Origin of the sequence: Streptomonospora nanhaiensis, from assembly GCF_026642255.1 — a bacterium.
GTDB lineage: Bacteria > Actinomycetota > Actinomycetes > Streptosporangiales > Streptosporangiaceae > Nocardiopsis > Nocardiopsis tropica.
This window is the reverse complement of sequence record NZ_CP113264.1, coordinates 239,200-258,044: the sequence shown is the minus strand read 5'-3', so window position 1 is coordinate 258,044 and position 18,845 is coordinate 239,200. Positions and strand designations below refer to the sequence as shown.

24 protein-coding genes are annotated in these 18,845 nt (G+C 73.0%); 15 read left to right on the top strand and 9 right to left on the bottom strand.

Features of this window, described 5'->3' with window-relative positions; genetic code table 11:
• Window positions 1-50: 50 nt before the first annotated feature.
• Complete coding sequence (locus tag OUQ99_RS01210; RefSeq protein WP_267947559.1) at window positions 51-857, bottom strand: sulfite exporter TauE/SafE family protein; 807 nt, start codon at window positions 855-857, stop codon at window positions 51-53.
• A gap of 91 nt (window positions 858-948) precedes the next feature.
• Between OUQ99_RS01210 and OUQ99_RS01205 the strand changes: the two genes are divergently transcribed.
• The 4 genes from OUQ99_RS01205 to OUQ99_RS01190 all read left to right on the top strand — a co-directional run bounded on the left by OUQ99_RS01205 (window position 949) and on the right by OUQ99_RS01190 (window position 4,358).
• Window positions 949-1,719: an AraC family transcriptional regulator gene (locus OUQ99_RS01205; protein WP_267947558.1), complete on the top strand. Its 771-nt coding sequence runs from the start codon at window positions 949-951 to the stop codon at window positions 1,717-1,719.
• A 316-nt stretch (window positions 1,720-2,035) separates the two neighbouring features.
• On the top strand, window positions 2,036-2,338 hold the full coding sequence (locus OUQ99_RS01200) for a hypothetical protein (RefSeq protein ID WP_267947557.1): 303 nt from the start codon (window positions 2,036-2,038) through the stop codon (window positions 2,336-2,338).
• Window positions 2,339-2,657: 319 nt separating this feature from the next.
• A complete protein-coding gene (locus OUQ99_RS01195; protein WP_267947556.1) occupies window positions 2,658-3,365 on the top strand; it encodes a hypothetical protein in 708 nt (235 codons plus the stop codon).
• 324 nt (window positions 3,366-3,689) lie between these two features.
• Complete coding sequence (locus OUQ99_RS01190) at window positions 3,690-4,358, top strand: sulfotransferase family protein (RefSeq protein ID WP_267947555.1); 669 nt, start codon at window positions 3,690-3,692, stop codon at window positions 4,356-4,358.
• A 63-nt stretch (window positions 4,359-4,421) separates the two neighbouring features.
• Here the strand turns inward: OUQ99_RS01190 and OUQ99_RS01185 are convergent, their stop codons facing one another.
• Entirely contained in the window at window positions 4,422-5,192 is a 771-nt protein-coding gene (locus tag OUQ99_RS01185; protein ID WP_267947554.1) for a glucose 1-dehydrogenase, read from the bottom strand.
• Between the two features lie 351 nt (window positions 5,193-5,543).
• On the opposite strand from OUQ99_RS01185, the gene OUQ99_RS01180 reads away from it, so the two are divergent.
• Complete coding sequence (locus OUQ99_RS01180) at window positions 5,544-6,299, top strand: GbsR/MarR family transcriptional regulator (RefSeq protein WP_267947553.1); 756 nt, start codon at window positions 5,544-5,546, stop codon at window positions 6,297-6,299.
• 32 nt (window positions 6,300-6,331) lie between these two features.
• Here the strand turns inward: OUQ99_RS01180 and OUQ99_RS01175 are convergent, their stop codons facing one another.
• The 4 genes from OUQ99_RS01175 to OUQ99_RS01165 form a co-directional block, all read right to left on the bottom strand.
• Window positions 6,332-7,186 carry a helix-turn-helix transcriptional regulator gene (locus OUQ99_RS01175; RefSeq protein ID WP_267947552.1) on the bottom strand — a complete coding sequence of 285 codons (855 nt, stop codon included), beginning with the start codon at window positions 7,184-7,186 and terminating at the stop codon, window positions 6,332-6,334.
• Between the two features lie 99 nt (window positions 7,187-7,285).
• On the bottom strand, window positions 7,286-8,119 hold the full coding sequence (locus OUQ99_RS01170) for a hypothetical protein (RefSeq protein ID WP_431061514.1): 834 nt from the start codon (window positions 8,117-8,119) through the stop codon (window positions 7,286-7,288).
• Window positions 8,038-8,670, bottom strand: coding sequence for an ATP-binding protein (locus tag OUQ99_RS31625; RefSeq protein ID WP_431061513.1), 633 nt, complete (start codon window positions 8,668-8,670; stop codon window positions 8,038-8,040). Before OUQ99_RS31625 ends, OUQ99_RS01170 begins: the two co-directional genes overlap by 82 nt.
• A 17-nt stretch (window positions 8,671-8,687) precedes the next feature.
• Window positions 8,688-9,263 (bottom strand): hypothetical protein, encoded by a 576-nt coding sequence (locus OUQ99_RS01165; protein WP_267947550.1) that lies wholly within the window; start codon window positions 9,261-9,263, stop codon window positions 8,688-8,690.
• Between the two features lie 608 nt (window positions 9,264-9,871).
• Between OUQ99_RS01165 and OUQ99_RS01160 the strand changes: the two genes are divergently transcribed.
• From OUQ99_RS01160 to OUQ99_RS01135, 6 genes are all read left to right on the top strand, one after another.
• Window positions 9,872-10,165, top strand: a complete 294-nt coding sequence (locus tag OUQ99_RS01160) for a hypothetical protein (protein ID WP_267947549.1) — start codon at window positions 9,872-9,874, stop codon at window positions 10,163-10,165.
• Between the two features lie 180 nt (window positions 10,166-10,345).
• Window positions 10,346-10,765, top strand: a complete 420-nt coding sequence (locus OUQ99_RS01155) for a MarR family winged helix-turn-helix transcriptional regulator (protein WP_267947548.1) — start codon at window positions 10,346-10,348, stop codon at window positions 10,763-10,765.
• 21 nt (window positions 10,766-10,786) lie between these two features.
• The gene (locus tag OUQ99_RS01150; protein WP_267947547.1) at window positions 10,787-11,242 is read left to right on the top strand and encodes a hypothetical protein; all 456 of its coding nucleotides are present in this window, start codon (window positions 10,787-10,789) and stop codon (window positions 11,240-11,242) included.
• Complete coding sequence (locus tag OUQ99_RS01145) at window positions 11,239-11,505, top strand: hypothetical protein (protein ID WP_267947546.1); 267 nt, start codon at window positions 11,239-11,241, stop codon at window positions 11,503-11,505. The genes OUQ99_RS01150 and OUQ99_RS01145 overlap by 4 nt, the downstream gene beginning before the upstream one ends.
• Window positions 11,502-11,834, top strand: coding sequence for a rhodanese-like domain-containing protein (locus OUQ99_RS01140; protein WP_267947545.1), 333 nt, complete (start codon window positions 11,502-11,504; stop codon window positions 11,832-11,834). Before OUQ99_RS01145 ends, OUQ99_RS01140 begins: the two co-directional genes overlap by 4 nt.
• A gap of 133 nt (window positions 11,835-11,967) precedes the next feature.
• A complete protein-coding gene (locus tag OUQ99_RS01135; protein ID WP_267947544.1) occupies window positions 11,968-12,591 on the top strand; it encodes a DUF4333 domain-containing protein in 624 nt (207 codons plus the stop codon).
• A 100-nt stretch (window positions 12,592-12,691) separates the two neighbouring features.
• On the opposite strand, the gene OUQ99_RS01130 is transcribed toward OUQ99_RS01135, so the two are convergent.
• Window positions 12,692-12,886: a DUF397 domain-containing protein gene (locus tag OUQ99_RS01130; RefSeq protein ID WP_267947543.1), complete on the bottom strand. Its 195-nt coding sequence runs from the start codon at window positions 12,884-12,886 to the stop codon at window positions 12,692-12,694.
• Window positions 12,879-13,784 (bottom strand): helix-turn-helix domain-containing protein, encoded by a 906-nt coding sequence (locus OUQ99_RS01125; protein WP_267947542.1) that lies wholly within the window; start codon window positions 13,782-13,784, stop codon window positions 12,879-12,881. The genes OUQ99_RS01130 and OUQ99_RS01125 overlap by 8 nt, the downstream gene beginning before the upstream one ends.
• A gap of 182 nt (window positions 13,785-13,966) precedes the next feature.
• On the opposite strand from OUQ99_RS01125, the gene OUQ99_RS01120 reads away from it, so the two are divergent.
• From OUQ99_RS01120 to OUQ99_RS01105, 4 genes are all read left to right on the top strand, one after another.
• A complete protein-coding gene (locus tag OUQ99_RS01120; protein WP_267947541.1) occupies window positions 13,967-14,632 on the top strand; it encodes an ATP-binding protein in 666 nt (221 codons plus the stop codon).
• 369 nt (window positions 14,633-15,001) lie between these two features.
• Window positions 15,002-15,994 (top strand): Bug family tripartite tricarboxylate transporter substrate binding protein, encoded by a 993-nt coding sequence (locus OUQ99_RS01115; RefSeq protein WP_267947540.1) that lies wholly within the window; start codon window positions 15,002-15,004, stop codon window positions 15,992-15,994.
• Complete coding sequence (locus OUQ99_RS01110; RefSeq protein ID WP_267947539.1) at window positions 15,991-16,557, top strand: tripartite tricarboxylate transporter TctB family protein; 567 nt, start codon at window positions 15,991-15,993, stop codon at window positions 16,555-16,557. Before OUQ99_RS01115 ends, OUQ99_RS01110 begins: the two co-directional genes overlap by 4 nt.
• Window positions 16,558-18,111: a tripartite tricarboxylate transporter permease gene (locus OUQ99_RS01105; RefSeq protein ID WP_267947538.1), complete on the top strand. Its 1,554-nt coding sequence runs from the start codon at window positions 16,558-16,560 to the stop codon at window positions 18,109-18,111.
• A 93-nt stretch (window positions 18,112-18,204) separates the two neighbouring features.
• On the opposite strand, the gene OUQ99_RS01100 is transcribed toward OUQ99_RS01105, so the two are convergent.
• Window positions 18,205-18,801 (bottom strand): GNAT family N-acetyltransferase, encoded by a 597-nt coding sequence (locus OUQ99_RS01100; protein ID WP_267947537.1) that lies wholly within the window; start codon window positions 18,799-18,801, stop codon window positions 18,205-18,207.
• Window positions 18,802-18,845 lie beyond the last annotated feature (44 nt).

Below are 18,845 nucleotides of genomic sequence, written 5' to 3'. Positions count from 1 at the left end.
GCCGGGGGCCGGCCGGCTCCCCACCGGCGCCGGGACCGGGGCGGGCGCGGTCAGACGAGGAGCACCGCGAGCAGGGCCACGGCCAGGAGCACGACGTAGGCCACCGCGTGGACGCGGTCGGGGATGCGGCCCACGACCCGCCGCGCGAGGGCGATGGTCGGCAGCGACCCGGCCAGGAGCGCTGCGACGGCCACCGCGTCCACGTAGCCGACCTGCCCGGACGCGCCCCCCGCCGCGTCCGCGCCGCCCGCCAGGGCGTACACGGCCGTGCCGACGACGGCGACCGGGAGGCTGAGCGGGTTGGCCATCGCGGTGGCGTGGGCCATGGGCAGCCCCCGGCGGCGCAGGAGCGGGACCGTCAGCACGCTGCCGCCCACGCCCAGACAGCCGGCCGCGGCGCCGATGCCGACCCCGCCGACCGTGGTGGTGACCGGCCCCAAGCCGCGCGGCTCGGTGCCCGGTCCCGTGAGGAAGCCCTTCCGGACCACGCTGTCCACGATCGTCACGGCGAGGTAGGCGGCGAAGAGGAACCGCTGCACGGTGTCGCCGACGGCGAGGGCCCCGGCCGCGCCGAGGAGCGCCCCGAGGCCCACGTAGAGCACCAGCGGCCACAGGTACTCGCGTCTGAGGCGGCCCGCCCGGTACTGGGCCACGGTCGCGCCGAGGGAGTTCACGACCATGACCGCGGTCGAGGTGGCGACGGCGACGTGCATGGGGTCGCCGCCCGGCCCGCTCTGCGCCTGGGCGAACGCGTACACGACCGGCACGGTGACGAAGCCGCCGCCGAACCCGAAGAGCACGGTGGTCAGGCCGGTCAGGACGCCGAACGCGAGGAGGGGGAGGACGTGGTCGATCACCCGCTCCACGCTAGGGGCGCGGGCGCTGTCCGGCATTCGACGGAACGACGTGTTCCTTCGCGGAACGGACAGCGCGGGTAGACTCGCCCGCGTGCGGAACACCCCTGTGGACGAGGTGGACGGGATCGACCGCCCCGTCCTGGCCCTGGGCACCGACTACCCCACCGGCCACGTGCTGGAGTTCCACCGGCACCGCCGTGTCCAGTTCCTGTACGGGGCGACGGGGGTGATGCGGGTGGAGACGGCGGACGGTTCCTGGACGGTTCCGCCCCACCGCGCCGTCCTCATCCCCGCGGGGACCGGGCACCGGGTCTCCATGACGGGGGTCAGCACCCGGAGCCTGTACGTGGAGCCGGAGGCCGTGCCGTGGTTCCCCCGGACGTGCCAGGTCGTGGACGTCTCGCCACTGCTCCGGGCACTGCTCCTGTCGGCGGTGGACATGCCGCCGAGGTACGACCCGCACGGCCGCGACGGCGCCCTGGCGGCGCTGCTGCTGCACGAGATCAGGGGTCTCGTGCCGCTTCCGCTGGACCTGCCGCTCCCGGAGCACGCGGGGCTCAGGTCGCTCTGCGAGCGGTTCGCGGCGGCTCCGGTGGTCCACGAGCCGCCCGCCCGCTGGGCGGAACTGCTGCACGTGAGCGAGCGCACCCTGCACCGGATGTTCCTCGCCGGGACGGGGATGGGGTTCGCGCGGTGGCGGCAGCGCGCCTGCGTGCTGCACGCCCTGCCGCTCCTGGCACGGGGCGTGCCGGTCGCCAGGGTCGCCTCCGACCTGGGATACGCGAGCCCGGCGGCGTTCGCGACGATGTTCTCGCGCGTTCTCGGTGCGCCTCCGCGGGACTTCCGCCCCGCCCCCGGGTGAGCGGGACGCTCCACACCTCCCGGACCGGCGCGCGGCGGGCCCCGCCCCGGCGAGGGCCCGCCGCCCGGCTCCGAAGCCCTGCTCCGGTGCCGCCCTTCGGTACCGGAAGGCTCGGGCCCGCTCGCCGGCCCCGCGGGGCCGGCGCTCCCGCAGGGAAGAAACCTGGTCGGCCAGGTGCGGAAATGCGGAGGCACGAGGGTTCCGGGGCGTCCGGAGAGGAAACATCCTAGGCGGCCACGTCGAGTGATGACCGTGGCACTCACGGTCCCCCACTCCTCGGAAGGAAGCCCCCCATGCCCCCTCCGCTCCGCGGCACGTGGCGTCGGCGGTCGCCGCCGTCCTCTCGGGCACGCTGCTCGCCCCCGCAACGGCGTCCGACGCGGCGCCCGGCTGCGACACGTACACACACGCGAACGCCCCGGACCTGGGGATGGCCGCCTGTGGCGACCCCATCGGCCAGGGGCAGACCTTCCGCGCCGCCGTCACCTGCGGCCGGGCCCCGGACGTGAAGGGCGCGTGGGCCACGGTGGGCCGGGGCGGCCACGAGGTGTCCCGGGGCAGGTGCGCCCGGTTCGGCAGCGGCGTCGGCGCGAACGGTGTGGACGAGCGCCCGGTATGAGAGACAGGGCCGCGCCACCCGACGGGGCAGCCTGGCCGACCACCTGACCAGTGAGGTGCCGGCCGCCCGGAGGACGTTCGGAGTGCGGTCCGGCGGGTCGGCCCCTACTGGGGCGGGGGCCGACCCGCCACCCCGGTGCCGCCCGTGCCCGACCGTCCCCGGTCGCGCGCCGGTGGGGCACGGGTAACCGCCCGGCCGTGGCCGGGAGGGCCCCGCGCAGGCGGTGCGCGGCAGGGTGTGGGGGCGGTGCGGGGTCGGCACGGAGCCGACGCGAGGCCGATGGAACATCACCGGACAAGGCCGCATATAGGGTGCGGCCATGCATCAATGGTCCCCTCATCACCAGTACCAACACGGCTACCACCAGGGGCCGCCGCCCCCGGCCGGACTCGCCGGGACCCCGGTCTGGTTCGACACCCGCCCGTTCCAGCAGGTCAAGGAGAACGTGTGGGTCGACGCCGCAGGTGACGCCGTCGTCCTCGACCGCTTCGACATGGCGCCGAACCTCCCCGCGCCCCTGGAGGACGTGGCGGCCCTGCGCGCCCGGACGAGCGCCAACACGGCGCAGGCGGGGATGGGCCTGGTGGACCTCGACGTGATCGGGCTGGACGGGATGGCCGCCATCCGGCAGATGGTCAAGGGCGACCACCCCCACCAGGAGCGGGGCACGGCCTACCTCGGGACGTACACGATCCCGAGGGTGGGCTCCAGTGTCGTCGTGAAGGTCCAGTGCCTGGAGGGGCAGCCCACGGGCGTGCGGGAGGCGTCCGTGCTGCCGGGGTTCCTCCAGCAGTACAGGGGCGGCCAGGCCTCGCCGGAGGAGGCGATGGCGGCCTGGGCCCAGCACCCCTACGCCTACGGGATCACGGGCGGAGTCCCGCGCAACCACGCCGACGACCCCGCGTGGGACCCCCACTTCCCGGACCACCCGCTCTCGCGCGCCCGGAGGCTCCTGGGGTCGCTGGCGTACTCGATCAGGATCGACGCGGCCTTCAAGGCCCAGCCCGCGTTCTGGCCCCGGTACTGACGGACGTCCGACCGGCGCGGGGCACGGGGACGGCCCGTCGCACGACGGCACGAAGGCACGAAGACACCGACAGATGATCACCCAACGGAATCCCATGGACACACCGGGTGGTCTACAGTGCTGTGTGCCCCCTGCCGCGGTGGCGCGTCCGGTGGCCTGCCCCCGCACGCCCCCGGCGTCGCGCCCGGCACACGGGCGGCCCGTCCCCCGTGCCGGACCGGCGCGCCCGCGGGAGCCCGGCGCGCGGAACGCGCCCGGCCCGCGGGATGGCCGGGACCTCCCCGTCCGGCCGCCGGGGCCGCGGAACGAACGAGGAGGACGAGGATGCACGTGATCGGGGCGGGTCTCCCGCGCACCGGGACGACGTCGATGAAGGCCGCACTGGAGCAGCTCGGCCTCGGCCCCTGCCACCACATGTTCGAGGTACTGGCCTCACCGGACCTGGCCCGGCGCTGGGCCGGCACCGTGCCGCCGGTTCCGGGGGGCATCGACTGGGGGCACGTGCTGGAGGGGTGGCCGTCCGGGGTGGACTGGCCGCTGTCGTTCTTCTGGCGCGAACTGGCGGAGGCCTACCCCGACGCGAAGTTCGTGCTCACGGTCCGCGACCCGCACCGGTGGTACACGAGCATGCTCACCACCATCTTCGAGCTGACGCGCAAGGCCTGCGCGGAGGACGCCGACGCCCGAGTCCCCGTGGAGTTCCGGCGGATCCGGCCCCTGCTGGACCACATGTGGCAGGCGTCCTTCGGCGTTCCCTGCGGTGCGGTGCCCTCGGAGGAGGTCGCCGTCGCGGCCTTCGAGCGGCACGCGGAACAGGTGAGGGCCGAACTCCCGGCCGACCGGCTCCTGGTGCACCGGGCCGGGGAGGGGTGGGAGCGGTTGTGCGCATTCCTCGGGACAGAGGTCCCGGACGGGCCGTTCCCCCACCTCAACGACACCGAGGCGATGCTCAGGCAGCATGAGACGTGGTTCGGCGGCACCACCGCCCTCTGAGCCCGGACGGGCAGGGGCGGGGCGGCGACCCCCGGCGGAAGCCGCCCCGCGTTCGGGGCCGGGCTACGCGGAAGGCTCGGCGATGGCCGCGACGAGTCCGCCGTCGATGATGAGGTCCTGGCCGTTGACGTAGGCCGCGTCCTCGGAGGCGAGGAACGCGACCGTCTTCGCGACGTCCTCCGAGGTGCCCAGGCGGCCCGCCGACACGGCGGCCACGACGTCGTCCTGCTCCTCCTCGGGGATGGCCTCGTGGAACATCGGGGTGTCGATGTAGCCGGGGCTCACGGAGTTGACCCGGATGCCCTTCGGGCCCAGCTCCGCGGCGAGGGTGTGCGAGAGGTTGTGCACCGCCGCCTTGGTCGCCGCGTACAGGGAGGCCCCGGCCATGCCCCGGTGCAGCGTCCACGACGCGTTGATGACGATCGCCCCTCCCTCCGCGAGCAGGGGCAGGGTCTTCTGGACGGTGAAGAACACGCCCTTGAAGTTGATGTCCGCGACCCGGTCGAACTCGGCCTCGGTGATGTCGCCGATCGGCAGGAACGAGCCGACGCCCGCGTTGGCGAAGACCACGTCCAGGCGCCCGAACCGGACCTTGACGGCGGCGGTCAGCGTGTCGAGGTCGTCGAGGTTCGCCGCGTCGCCGCGCACCGCGAGCACGCGGTCGCCGCCGTCGAGGTCCTTCACCGCGGCGTCGAGGCGGCCCTGGTCGCGCCCGGTGATGACCACCCGCGCCCCCTCGTCCAGGAACCTGCGCGCCGCCGCCTGGCCCATGCCGCTCGTGCCGCCGGTGATGAGTACGGTCTTGCCGTCGAATCGTGCAGTGTGGTTCGTCATGGGTACGAGCGTTCCAGCACCCGTGCGAAGCGAACAGGGCTCGTTTATCAGGGGTGTGCGACCACCAGGCTCGGGCCCCGGCCCGGCCCCGCGTCCCGGGGCGGGGTGGCGCGTATGGGCGCCCCCGTGCTGTCACCCTTGCGGCCTTCTGTTTCCATCGACAGAAAGGCTACGTTGCATACACATATAGAGAAACACCATCGTCGCGACACACGGGCGTTTGCACAGTCTAATTCCACGGGTCCGTTGCATTTGACCAACGGTCAGCGCAACACCGCCATCACGCACGTTGCAACGAATGAGCGCTGGACGCTAGGGTGGGCACCCCCACGGACCACGGAGGAGCCCGCGATGCCGGGAGGCAGACTCACCCAGCAGGAACGCCGGCAGATCGCCCTGGGGCTGGCCGAGAACCTGGCCTACGCGGAGATCGCCAGGGGCCTGGACCGCCCGACCTCGACCGTCACGCGCGAGGTGATGCGCAACGGCGGCCCCACCGCCTACCGCGCCGACCTGGCCCAGCGCGCCACCGAGCAACGCACCCACCGGCGCAGGAGGACCGCGTCCCCGGGGACGCAGGCGCCCCCGCAGCCCCACGGGCGCGACGCCGAGGCGGTGCGCGAGTACGAGGAGGCGTTCGCCACCGTCTTCATGGAGGCGGGCCTGCCCAAGATGACGGCCCGGGTGCTGGTCAGCCTCCACACCGCCGACTCGGGCAGCCTCACCGCCGCCGAACTCGTCCAGCGCCTCCAGATCAGCCCGGCCTCGGTCTCCAAGGCGGTCACGTACCTGGAGGGCCAGGGCCTGCTCCGCCGTGAACGCGAAGAGCGCCGCGAGCGCTACGTCGTCGACGCCGACGTCTGGTACCAGTCGATGATCGCCACAGCCCAGGCGCACACACACCTCATCGAGGTCGCGCGCCAGGGCGTCGGCCTCCTGGGTCCCGGAACTCCGGCCGCCGCACGCCTGGAGAACATCGCCCGCTTCGTCGACTTCGTCCGCGAGAACATCATCCGCGCCGCGGAGCAGGCCCGCGAGGTCCTGCACACGAAACCCGGAACGGACACGCCCGACGGCACCGCCGAACCGGGCCCGGACCGCAGCTAGGGCGTGTTCCCGGCGGGCGGCGGTGCCGAAGGTCAGGCCGAGGTGGCGGCGGGAGCGTGCGCCAGCAGGGCGAGGCGGTCCTCCGTCCCGGTGCCCGGACGCGGGTTGTACAGCTCAAGGGTCCAGTCCGGGCGGTCGGCCACCGTCAGGGTCGTCTTGTCGAAGACCAGGTCGCCGGCCTCGGGGTGCAGCACCGCCTTCACCGTCTGGACGTGGTCGCCGACGTCGTGGCGCGCCCACAGTTCGGCGAAGTCGGGGCTCACGGTGCTGAGGTCGTCCACGAGCCGGCCGAACTCCGTGTCGTCGGGGAACCGGGCCGCGTCGGCGCGGAAGGCGGCGACGACGTCCGGTGCGACCGACGCCCAGTGGACGCGCATGGCGCGGTACCGGGCGTTGGTGAAGAACGTGACGAGGCAGTTGTGGTCGGTGTCGCCGTAGCCGAACACCGTCCGGGCCGTGCCGTTGAGGACGAGCAGGTTCCAGTAGCGGTCCCGCAGCATCGCCGGGCGCGGCATCCACGCCTCGATGAGGTTGCGCAACTCGGGGGTGACGGAGGTGGCCCGGGGCCCGCCGTCGCGCGGCGGGTTGACCCCGGCGAGCGTGTACAGGTGGATGCGCTCGGGGCCGTTCAGGCGCAGCGCCCCGCTGATCGCGTCGAGCACCTCGACGGAGACGTTGATGTCGCGGCCCTGTTCGAGCCACGTGTACCAGGAGACCCCGACCCCGGCGAGGACGGCGACCTCCTCGCGCCGCAGGCCGGGTGTCCGGCGTCGACCCCCGGCCGCCATGCCGACGTCCTCGGGGGTGAGCCTGGCCCTGCGGGTACGCAGAAAGTCGCGGAGCTGGTCGCGGCGGGTCCGGGCCGCTGCGGGGGTTTCGCTGGCCATGCGTCATGGTAACCGGGCGGTGCCGGGCAGCCGGTGACCGGGAAGCGGCGCGGGGCGGCCGTGGGCACGGACCCACGGCCGGTGCGGGTGACCCGACCGTCAGTCGAAGAGCTGCCCGGGGCTCTGGACGCTGACGGCCTTGGTCACCCAACTCTCCAGGACGTCCAGATCGGAGCAGGACTCGATCCGCTCCCGGACTTCGTCGGAAACCGTGAAACCGCGCGCGACCAGGACCGCGATCACGCTGCGAACCACACCCTCCTCGCGACCTTCCTCACGGCCCTCCTCACGGCCTTCCTCGCGGCCGAGACCGACGTACTTACGGGCGAAGTCGCTCTGCCATTCGTAGGTGTCCACGGACATCAAGCCCTCCAGGTCCTGACGGGCGGCCTCGTTGAGACCGGCCAGTACGTAGTCATAGTAGAACGCGCGGTGTTCGGGAGCGGTGGATTCCAGCGCCTCCACCACGGCTTTCAGGGTTCCCGGCTGGGTGTTGCCGTGCGCGTAGGCGGAGAGCACGGCGAGCTCGGGCAGTGCGCGGGCCTGTTCCAGGTCGGTGACCACGGGGGTGGTGCCGGGGCCGATGACCAGAGGGGTCAGCACGAACCCGGGGTGCCCGACCTCGATGGGTGTGGCGCACCAGCGCACCATGGCCTCGTCGGGGCACAGGACCACGAGTACGGCCGGGCACTTGAGGCGAAGGTTGAGGGTGGTCAGGTAGGCGGGCCAGCTCGCCCGCTTGCCGGAGTCGCGCCCGTGCTGGCGCTCCACCACCACGGCGAGGACGTGTCGGGTGCCGTCACGGAGCAGGGTGGCGCCGTCGCTGTTGAGTTCCTTGGGGTCGCAGTTGGTCAGGACCGAACTGGTGGAGACGGCCTCCGTGTGGTGGGGGACGTCGATGCCCAGGGACTCCCTGAGGAGCACGGGGACCATCGCGGGCTGGTTCTGGATGATCCGCAGGGGGATCTCGTGGGCTCGGCTCGGCATGTGGTTCCTTCGCCATCGGAGGAGCTTGGAGGGGTGGAGGGCCGGGGAGGGTCTCCCCGGCCCGGCGGGCGGGTCAGGCGGTGAAGGTGGCTTGGACGAGGGTTCCGAGACCCGACCGGGGCGGCCAGGAGTAGTGGCCCCAGGTGGCGGCCAGACGGGTGATGAGGAGGAGGCCGCGCTGGCCCTCGGCCCCGGTCCCACTCGGTGGTGGTGCGCTCCACGGGCACCCTGGGCACGGGCGGGGCGGCGCCGGGGGCGTGCCTGTTGTGGACGGTCAGGGTCAGCGTCCCGTCGTGGGCGCGGAACAGGTGGCGGACGACGGGCGCGTGCGGGTGGCCGTACTTGCAGGCGTTGGCGTGGAGTTCGTGCAGGCACAGGCGCAGGGTGTCGACCAGGTCGGGGTCCAGGCCGGGGGCCAGGGCGTCGAGGTCGAGGGTCAGGTCGCGGCGGGCGGTGGACAGGTCGGCGAGCGCGCGGGTGTAGGTGCGGGTGAGCATGCGGGTGGTCAGGGAGATCACGCGGCCACCCCCGTGCTCCGGTGCGGCGCCTCGCCCCGGGGCCGGGCCCGGCGGTGGTGTTCCCGCTGGGCGAGCCAGGTGCGGGTCAGACGGGTGAAGGTGCGCCAGTCGTCGGGGTCCTCACAGTCGGGGTGCGGCGCCCGCGGGGCGGGGACCGCCACGGGTGTCGGGTCGGGGGCCAGGAGGTCGCCGCAGGGCGGGACCTCGCGGTGGGCCCAGTCGCAGAGACGGGCGGTGGCGGCGGCCCGGACGCGGTCGAGTTCGCGTTCGCGGGCACGCTCACGTGCGGTGGCGCCCCGGTGCTCCCACGCGGAGTAGTAGGGCCTGACCAGGACGGGGTCGTCGGCCGGAGGCGGTGCGGGAGCGGGAGCCAGGCGGGGCGCCGGGACCCGGACGGGGTCGGGCGCGGGGGGAGGGGACGCGTTCTCGCGCGTCACGGCCTGGGGGAGCGGGGCGTAGCGGCGCACCCGGGTCGAGCGGTGGCGGCGGGCGTGGCGACCACGGGGTGCGAGGAAGAGGGCCTTCACGACGCCCAGGGCAGGGCCGAGGAAGGCAGCGCTATACTGGCGCATGCTGGCAATTCCTTTGGTTAAAGGTGTGAAGTTGCTGGCCACGGCCCCGAACGGATCTAACCGTTGCGGGGCCATCGTGTGGATTGAGTTGTGTGAGTGGGATAAATGCTAGGGCATGGGTGGGGTGGGTGTGTGCATTACCGGGAGGTAATGTGTTCGGATTTTCGAGTTGCCGCGTTCCACCAGGTCGAACATGCGGAGTCCACCCTTTTCACTTCGGTGGAATTAGTGACTTTCGCCCGAATTAACAGCTTTTTCCGGACTCACTGAACGGCGGTAAACGGCCGCTCTGTTTCCGCACTCCACTCCGGCCCAGAACCCCCGCCCGGGGCGGAAACCCGGCCGCCCGTCCACCGGGACGGCGGACCGGCCGATGGACCTTGCGCGCCGCCGCCGGACCTGCCTAGCCTGGGAGGCCGCGCGCGGGCGGTCCCCGTGCGTGCCCCGCCCCCGGGCCTCGGGGACGGCCCGGAGCCGGACCGACCCCGGCGCGACGCCCCCGCCGGAGACCGGCGGACGACCTGAGGAGAGTGACGTGATGGGCCTGCCAACCTAGCCGCCCGCCCGGAGAGACCGGGAGCACGGGCGGCGGTTCGGGTGAGGAAACCATGTCCCGTACGGACAAGACGAAGCCGGTGTGGGTCCGCTGTGCCGAGCACGACCCCAGGCCCGTCCACGATCACCGCCACGGCGGCTGCGACCTGCCTCCCGCTCCGGCCCGGGAGGACGCCGGCACGCGCTGCCGGTGGGAGCACAGCGCCGGCATCACCTGCTGCCTGGGCCCCAACGGCCGTGCAGCCAAGAGGGAGATGGGCGAGATGAACCGGGCCGAGAACCGCAGGAACCGCCAGGCGGCCCGTCGCGAGGCCCGCCGCCGCGCCGCGGACGAGAACGGCGGCTGATCCTCCGGCCGCGTTCCGGAAGGCGGCGTCCCGCGACCCCGCCGGGACCGCGGGCCGCCGCCTCCGGGCGGCGGCCCCGCCCGTCCGTGCGAAGGGCCCCGGGAAGGTCCGCGCAGGCCCGCGGCCCGGCGCGCGAAAGACGCCCGCGATCCGCGAACCCCCGGCCGGTAGCCTGGCCCCATGCCGGAACCACCTCCCTTCAGCCCCACCGTCGCCCTGCTCACGGTCGGCCGCGTGTGGGAGGCCTCCTTCAACCAGGCCCTGAAGCCCCTCGGACTGACCACCCGCAAGTACGGGCTCCTGGGACACGTCCGCGGGACCCCGGGCATCTCCTTCAGCGAGCTGGCCCGGCGCTCGCGGATCACCGTGCAGAGCGCCCACTCCGCCGTCGCCGCGTTCGTCCGAGCCGGTCTCGTCGACGACGGGACCGCGCACGCCGGCTCCGCGTCGAGCCTGCGGGTCACGGCCGAGGGGGAGGCCCTGCTCGCCCGCGCCGCCGAGGTGGTGTCACGGCTCGACGCGGAGTTCGCCGAGCGGCACCCCGAACTGACCGAGGCGCTGCGCGTCCAGATGGCACGGGTGGTGTCGGGCCCCGACTGACCTTCAGGTAGCCTGAAGGTTATGGAAGCCTTCTTGCTGTCCGTCCATGTCGTGGCGGGCATTCTCTTCGTCGGCCCCGTGGCCGTGACCACCAGCCTGTTCCCCCGGTACGCGCCTGTGACCGCCGCACCCGCGGGAGCGGACCGGGCGGAGCGGAGCACCGACACCGCCCGGCTGCTGCACCGCATCACCCGCGTCTACGGCGTCCTGGCGCTCACGGTCCCGGTCGTCGGCCTCGTCCTCGCCTTCGTCCAGGGCCGCACGACCGAGATCTGGATCGTCGTCGCGATGGTGCTCACCGCCGTCGCCGGCGCGCTGCTCGCCCTACGGATCGCGCCGCTCCAGCGGGAGGCGCTCGGCTCCCCCGACGACGGCGCCCGCCTGCGACGCCTGGGCATGCTGACCGGCCTGTTCAACCTGTTGTGGGTGGTCGTCGTGGTGCTCATGATCGTGCGCCCCGGATCGAGCTACTCGTGACCCCGCTGCTGCGCACGCTCTCCGTGCTCTCGGCACTCGAACTCGTCAGCGTCCTCGGGCTCCTGCTGAACCTCGCCACCGTGCACCACGACGCGGTCGCGAGCGTCCTCGGCCCGACCCACGGCGCGCTCTACCTGGCCACCGCCGTCACGGCGCTCCTCGGCGGCGGCCTGGCGACGCGGACCCGCCTCGGCGCGCTCGTGCCGGTGCTGAGCGGCCCGCTCACCATGGTCAACGTGCGACGGGAGGCCCGGAACCCGTGAGCCTGCGACACTACCTGCGCCGTCCCCCGGCCGTCACCGCCGCCGAAGCGGTCCGCCTCGTCGCGGAGGGCGCGCTCGTCGTGGACGTGCGCCGCGAGTTCGAGTGGAGGCGGACGCACATCCCGGGGGCCGTGCACATGCCGCTGGAGCAGCTGCCCGAACGCTCCGTGGAACTCCCCGAGGACCGCCTGCTCATCACCTTCTGCACCGGAGGCATCCGGTCGGCCGGAGCGGCGAACCTGCTGGTGGAGTACGGTTTCGACGCTGTCAACATGAGCCGCGGCCTCGTGGACTGGCGCGCTGCCGGCGGACCGCTCACCGACCGGTGAGCGATCGTGTCCCCGGGGTCGACCCCTCCCCCGCGAGGACACAGAAGAATACCGAAGCGCTTCGCGACGGAACCGGCGCCGCTTTCACCCGGTCTGTTCCCCCGTCAGGTCCCACAACCTTCAGGAGGCCGCGATGCGGCAGACCAGACGTCAGCGAGTCGTCACCGGAGCGGTTCTGGGCGCCCTGCCCCTGCTCATGGCCACCGGCTGCTCCTTCAGCTTCGGCGGCCCCGGCGCCGTCGACGCCGAAGAGGTCGCCCAGAGGTCCGGCGAGATGCTGGCCGAAGAGGTCGGCCAGACCCCCGACGACCTCACCTGCTCCGACGACCTCCCCGCCGAGGTGGGGGCCGAGATCCGCTGCGAGCTGACCAACGGCGGCGAGACCATCGGCGTGACCGTCACGACGACGGCGGTGGACGGCTCCGACGTCCAGTGGGAGGTCCAGGTCGACGAGCAGACGGCCGACGACGCCTCCGTCGAGGACGAGGCCGCGGAGGAGACCCCGGCCGCCGGGGCGAGCGGTGGCGCCGTCGACGCCGCCCAGGTCGCCCAGAGGTCCAGCGAGATGCTGGCCGAGCAGGTCGGCCACGCCCCCGAGGACTTCAGCTGCTCCCAGGACCTCCCCGCCGAGGTGGGCGCCGAGATCCGCTGCAACCTCGTGGACGGGGGCACGAACTACGGGGTGACCGTCACGACGACCGCGGTCGAGGGCACCGACGTCCAGTGGGACATCCAGGTGGACGACGCGCCCCTGTAGGGAGGCGGGAGGCCGGTCCCCGGGCGGCTCCGCCCGGGGACCGGCCTCCCGACGACCACCGCGGTTGACCGCCTCGCCGGTCGGCCGCGGTGATCCAGGCCTAGGAGGCCCCGCTCTTCACACCTCGGAGGAAGTCGGACCAGGCGCCGGCGGTGTACTCGACGTGGCCGAGAGGGCGGTTCCGGGTGTCACGCACCAGCACCCGCTCCCCCTCCGCCACCTCCACACAGCTTCCCTGTCCCGAGCTGTGGCTGCTCTTGTGCCACACGTGCCTGTCGAGGCCATGCTCAATCATCAATGCCCTTCCTGACCTTCCTGACCAGTTCGACGGAGGCCGCCATCGGCAGCGCCTCGGCTTGCAGGAAACCGAAGATGGTCATGCACTTCTGCACGGTATCCAGGTCATCGATCAACACCTCGCCGGCCGTGTACTCGGCTGAGGCCAGGGCCGGCCTGTCGGGGAAGGTGTAGATCCGGAACGGGCCGGCCGTCCCGTAGTGGTTCCGAACATCCGTCGGCACGACCTGGAAGCGGATCTTTCCCCTCTCCGCAAGCTCGAGCACGCGATCCAGCTGGGCAGCCTGAATACTTTCGTCCCCTATCGCACGACTCAGGACGAACTCCTCGACCACGATGGTCACCAGTGGGGAGCCGTCCTTCGCCAGGAGGGACCGGCGGCCCGTGCGGGATGTGACCATCTGCTTGACCTCGGTGTCGGAGGCCCACGGCAGAGCGTCCCTGATGGCCGCCCGGGCATAGGCGTCCGTCTGGATCAGCCCCGGGACGAGCTGGCACTGGTACTCCCTCAGCTCAGAAACCCGCTGTTCGATTTCAGGAACCTGCTCGTACCACTTTGGGAGATTTTCAGGCGTTTCCGTATTCTCGTACACCCGGACGAGGCGGCCGTTCGCATTGAGCGCGCGATCGAGGGCGAGCGCCTGCGCCGCGCTCATCCCCCGAATGCCGTTCTCCCACGCCGACACCTGGGCGGGAACGACCCCGGCGTGGGGCGCCACGTCCTTCTGCCGCAGGTTCGCACCCGTGCGCAGGGCCCGCAGCTCACCGCCCACCTTGCGCCATTTGGCCTTGCCGCGCTTCTTCTCCATGTCCGCCCGATCGCCCGAGGGGAAAACCAGTGGGACCACACTGCCGTAGACCTGCAACCGGCAACAACCGATTCCCTGATCGCGCACCAACCTGGTTGTTTCCCTTTCCCTCCCGGCCGGGACGGTCCATTGTGTTTCCTATGGGCCGGACCCCATCCGCACCGCCGACGTCAGGGCAGCTCACAACCGGCCCTCCACCAGTCGGGAACTCTCGGGCCCCGCATTTCGGAGGCCCCGAAACGGGGATTCAAGTGGGATCAGTGATCCGTATGGAGCAACGGCGGGACAACCAGGTGGAGAGCGGCGCCCCTCCGCGCCTCCCCCGGAGGACCACCGATCCCCGCGACCGCGCGGCCATCCTGGTGGAACCGGATCCCGTGGGCATCGGCCACTCCCTCACCCTCGCGGGGGTCCCGGAGACGGCCTCGATCCTGCGCCGGCGGCTCGCCTCGCTCGCCTCGCTGCCGCCCCGGTCCACCGAACTGCTCCAGTGCCTCGCCTCGGAGCTGTTCAACAACGCGATCACCCACTCGCTGAGCGGCGCCGAGGGCGGCGAGGTCGTCGTCACCCTGCACCGGCTCCGGGGCCGGGTCCAGGTCAGGGTCACCGACCAGGGACCGCGCACCGAGGGCGCCGCCTCCCCGCACGTGCGCCCCCTGGCCCCGGACCGGGTCGGCGGCCGGGGCCTGCGCCTGGTCGCGTTGCAGTCCGATCGGTGGGGCACGCTGCACGAGGACGGACGGACCACCGTGTGGTTCGAGCTGGACCGCCCCGGAGCCCCCACAGCGCGCCACCCCTCCGCCCCCGGGGCCGCGGAGGCACGCGGGACCATCAGGGGCGCCGGGACCTCCGAGGCCACGAGGACCGCCGGGCCCGTGGGAGCCGCGCCTCCCGGGCCGGCGTCCCCCGCCTCCGACAGCGGTGGCGGCCGGTGAGGGCGGGCAACGGCCGCACCCCCGGAACGGACGCCCAGGGAGGCAGGACGACGGGAGGCGGGGAGGCGGGCTGGGGCTGACGCGGGCGCCGCCCCGGCGAGGCCCCGCCCCGACCGGGACGCCGCCGCGCCCCCGGGCCACACCCGCGACCGGTGGGCGCCGACCGGGGCGAACAAAAAAACCACTGTGTCCAAAACGACCAAAAGTCATCCTTCCAGGCAATCCGTAGGACATGCTCACGCAACCGAAGCGAAATGCGACCGGCGACACGTAGACGTGTAACGGCCGCCACTGCCCGCCTCGGGAGGTCCGCCGGCCCGCGAGCGCCCGCACGCGCCGCGGACCGGTAGCAACGGAGAGAGCCAACCCATGAGCATGCAGCGCATCCTGCGCGTCGGCGGCGCGGTCGCGGCGGCCGTCGTCATCGGCGCCGCGGCGGTCAACGCCTCGTCGACCGGCGGCGACGGCGGCGAGGCCGTGCGCAGCCGCCTCACCACCATCGTGCCCGCCGCTCCCGGCGGCGGCTGGGACCTGGTCGGACGCGAGGGGCAGAACGCCCTCCGCGAGGGCGGCATCGTCGCCAACAACCAGGTCGTCAACGTCCCCGGCGCGGGCGGCACCATCGGGCTCGCGCAGGCGGTCCGCCAGGAGGGCCGCGCCAACACGCTGATGGTGACCGGCACGGTCATGATCGGCAGCATCATCGTCAACAACTCCTCGCACGACCTCCGGGACGTCACCCCCATCGCCCGGCTGGCCGACGACTACGAGGTGATCGTGGTCCCCGCCGACTCCCCCTACCAGGACATGGGCGACCTGGCCGAGGCCTGGCGCGAGGACCCGGGCGGCATGGCGGTCGGCGGCGGCTCCCTGGGCGGCACCGACCACCTGCTGGCCGGACTCGTCGCCTCCGAGGTCGACGTCGATCCCCGCGACGTCAACTACATCGCCTTCTCCGGCGGCGGCGAGGCGCTGACCTCGCTGCTGTCGGGCAGCGTCGACGTCGGCATCAGCGGCTTCAACGAGTTCAGCGACCAGATCGAGGCGGGCAACGTGCGCGCCCTGGGCGTCTCCGCGCACGAGCGCGTCGAGGGCATCGACGTCCCGACGCTGGCCGAGCAGGACATCGACGCGGTCCTGCCCAACTGGCGCGGCCTCGTGGCCCCTCCCGGCATCACCGAGGCCGAGCGGGCCGAGCTGACCGAGATCGTCACCGAGATGCACGACACCCCGGAGTGGGCGCAGACCCTGGAGCGCAACCGCTGGGACGACACCTTCCAGACCGGCGCGGAGTTCGAGGAGTTCCTCGCCCTGGAGACCGAGCGCATCAACACCATCACCGAAGAACTGGGCCTGTCTTGAGTACCGACGCCACCACCCCCGCACGGGCCACGGAGCCCGACGCCCCGCCCCGGCCGCCCTGGTGGCAGGGCAGGTCCGAACTGCTGGTCGCCGCCCTGGTGCTGGGCATCGCCGGGTTCATCGCCGTGCAGACCGCCGCCATCCCCGTGCCGACCGGCACCGAGCCTCCCGGCCCGCGCTTCTTCCCGACCCTGGTCGCGGTCTTCATGGGCGCCGTCGGCCTCGCCCTGGCCGTGCAGGTCGTCCTGCGGCCGGCCCGCCCCGCGCAGGCCGCCGAGCAGGCCCCGGGCGCCGACGCCGCCGAGGACGCGCCCGTGCGCATCGACTGGCGCTGCCTGGGCATCGTCGTCGCCACGATGACGGTGTTCATCGCCATCCTCCAGCCGGTGGGCTGGCTCCTGTCCGCGGCGCTGCTGTTCTTCGGGATCGCCTACGCCCTGGGCAGCCGCCGCCTCCTGTTCGACGCGGTGCTGTCCCTGACGTTCTCCTCCCTCATCCAGCTCGCCTTCGTCGCCGGCCTCGGCCTGAACCTGCCGGCCGGAATCCTCGGAGGCATCTTCTAGATGGACGTCGTCGACAACCTCATGGCGGGGTTCGCCAACGCGCTGAGCCCCGAGTACCTCTTCCTGGCCCTGGTGGGCGTCGTCCTCGGCACCGCCGTGGGCGTGGTGCCCGGCCTGGGCTCCTCCATGGCCGTCGCGCTGCTGCTCCCGGTCACCTTCCACCTCGACCCCACCGGCGCGTTCATCATGTTCGCCGGCGTCTACTACGGCGGGCTGTTCGGCGACTCGACCGCCGCCATCCTCATGAACACGCCCGGGCAGGCCTCGGCCATCGCCACCGCCATCGAGGGGCACAAGATGGCGAGGCGCGGGCGGGCGCCGCAGGCGCTGGCCACGGCGGCGATCGGAGCCTTCATCGGCGCGATCGTGTCCACGGCGCTGGTGGCGTTCTTCTCCCCGGTCATCGTGGAGCTGGCGCTCCGATTCGGTCCGGCCGAGTACTTCGCGCTCACGGTCTTCGCGTTCGTCGCCACGTCCGCCGTGGTCTCGAACTCGGCCGTACGCGGCCTGATCGCCCTGGGCATCGGCCTGGCCATCTCGATGGTGGGCATCGACAGCCTCAGCGGGGCCGAGCGCTTCACCCTGGGCGTCCCCCAGCTCTTCGAGGGCTTCAGCATCATCACCGTGACCGTGGCGCTGCTGGCCGTCGGCGAGGTGTTCCACGTGGCCGCCACCGCCCACGCGGGCGGCGGGGTCGGCGGCTCGCTCCGACGGGCCGGCACTCCGTGGCTGGGCCGCGCCGACCTGCGGCGCACCTTCCCGGCCTGGATGCGCGGCACCCTGTTCGGCCTGCCGTTCGGGTCGATCCCGGCGGGCGGCTCGGAGATCCCGACCTTCCTGGCCTTCGGCGCCGAGCGCAAGCTCGCCGCGCGGCGCGCCCGGCGCGGCACCGGCGAGGACGAGTTCGGCAACGGGGCGATCGAGGGCGTGGCCGCCCCGGAGGCCGCCGCGAGCGCGACCGCCGGAACCGCCATGGGCACCCTGCTGGGGCTGGGGCTGCCCACCTCGGCCACGGCGGCGATCATGCTCGCCGCCTTCCAGCAGTACGGCATGCAGCCCGGGCCGCTGCTCTTCGAGCGCAACGCCGACCTGGTGTGGGCGCTCCTGGCCAGCCTGTTCATCGGCAGCGTCATGCTGCTCATCCTGAACCTGCCCTTCGCACCGCTGTGGGCGAAGCTGCTGCTGGTCCCCAAGCCGTACATGTACGCCGGTATCGCCGTGTTCTCGTCCCTGGGCGTGTACGCGGCCGCCTCCTCCATGGTGGATCTGTGGCTGATGCTGATCCTGGGTCTGGTGGCGCTGATGATGCGCCGCTTCGACATCCCGCTGGCCCCGGTGCTGATCGCGGTCGTCCTGGGACCGGTGGCCGAGACCGAGCTGCGCCGCGCACTGGCCGTGGGCCAGGGTGACGTGTCGGTGCTCGTGGACGGCGGAATCACCCTGGGGATCTACGGGCTGCTCCTGGCGATCGGCCTGGTCGTGGCCGTCGGCCGGCTCCGCGCCCGGCGGGCCGCGGGCAGGGCCGCCCCACCGGTGGAGGCCGGCCGCGGCTGACCCCTCCCCGACCCCTCGCAAGGCGGCGGCGCGGACCCCGGTCCGCGCCGCCGCCGCGTGCGCGGGGTCGGCGGGAGCCGCGGGCCGCAGGGCCTACCGGGTGCGCGGTCCCCCCTCCAGGCGGGCCCGCACGTCCGGCCACTCGGCGCGCAGCACCGAGTAGTACACGGCGTCGCGGCGCCGCCCGCCCGGCATGACGTTGTACGAGCGCAGCACGCCCTCCTCCGTCGCGCCGACCGCGCGCAGGCCCCGGCGGGCCCGCTCGTTGAGCACGTCGGTCTTGAACTCCACCCGCTCCGCGCCCATCCCCTCGAACGCGTGCCGCATGAGCAGGAACTTCGCCCAGTGGTTCACGCCCCGGCCGCGGAAGTCGCGGCCCAGCCACGAACTGCCGACCTCCAGGCGCAGGTCCTTCTCCGCGAGGTTGCCGTAGCTCATGCTGCCCGCCACGCGTCCGCTCGCCAGGTCGGTGACCGTGAACGTCGTACGCCTGCCGGCGTCGCTCGCGGCCAGGTAGGAGTCGAAGAACTCCTCGAAGCCCGCCTCGTCGTCCACCCTGGTCACGAAGTACGTCCAGATGTCGGGGTCGAGCGCCTGCGCGCGCCACCCCGCCCTGTCGGCCTCCACGACCGGCGTGAGCGACACGTGCCCGTTCTCCAGCCGCACCCTCGACCTCTCGGTCCACGACATGCGCCCTCCCCTGCTCCGACCGGTGTGTCCGTGCCGGATTGTAG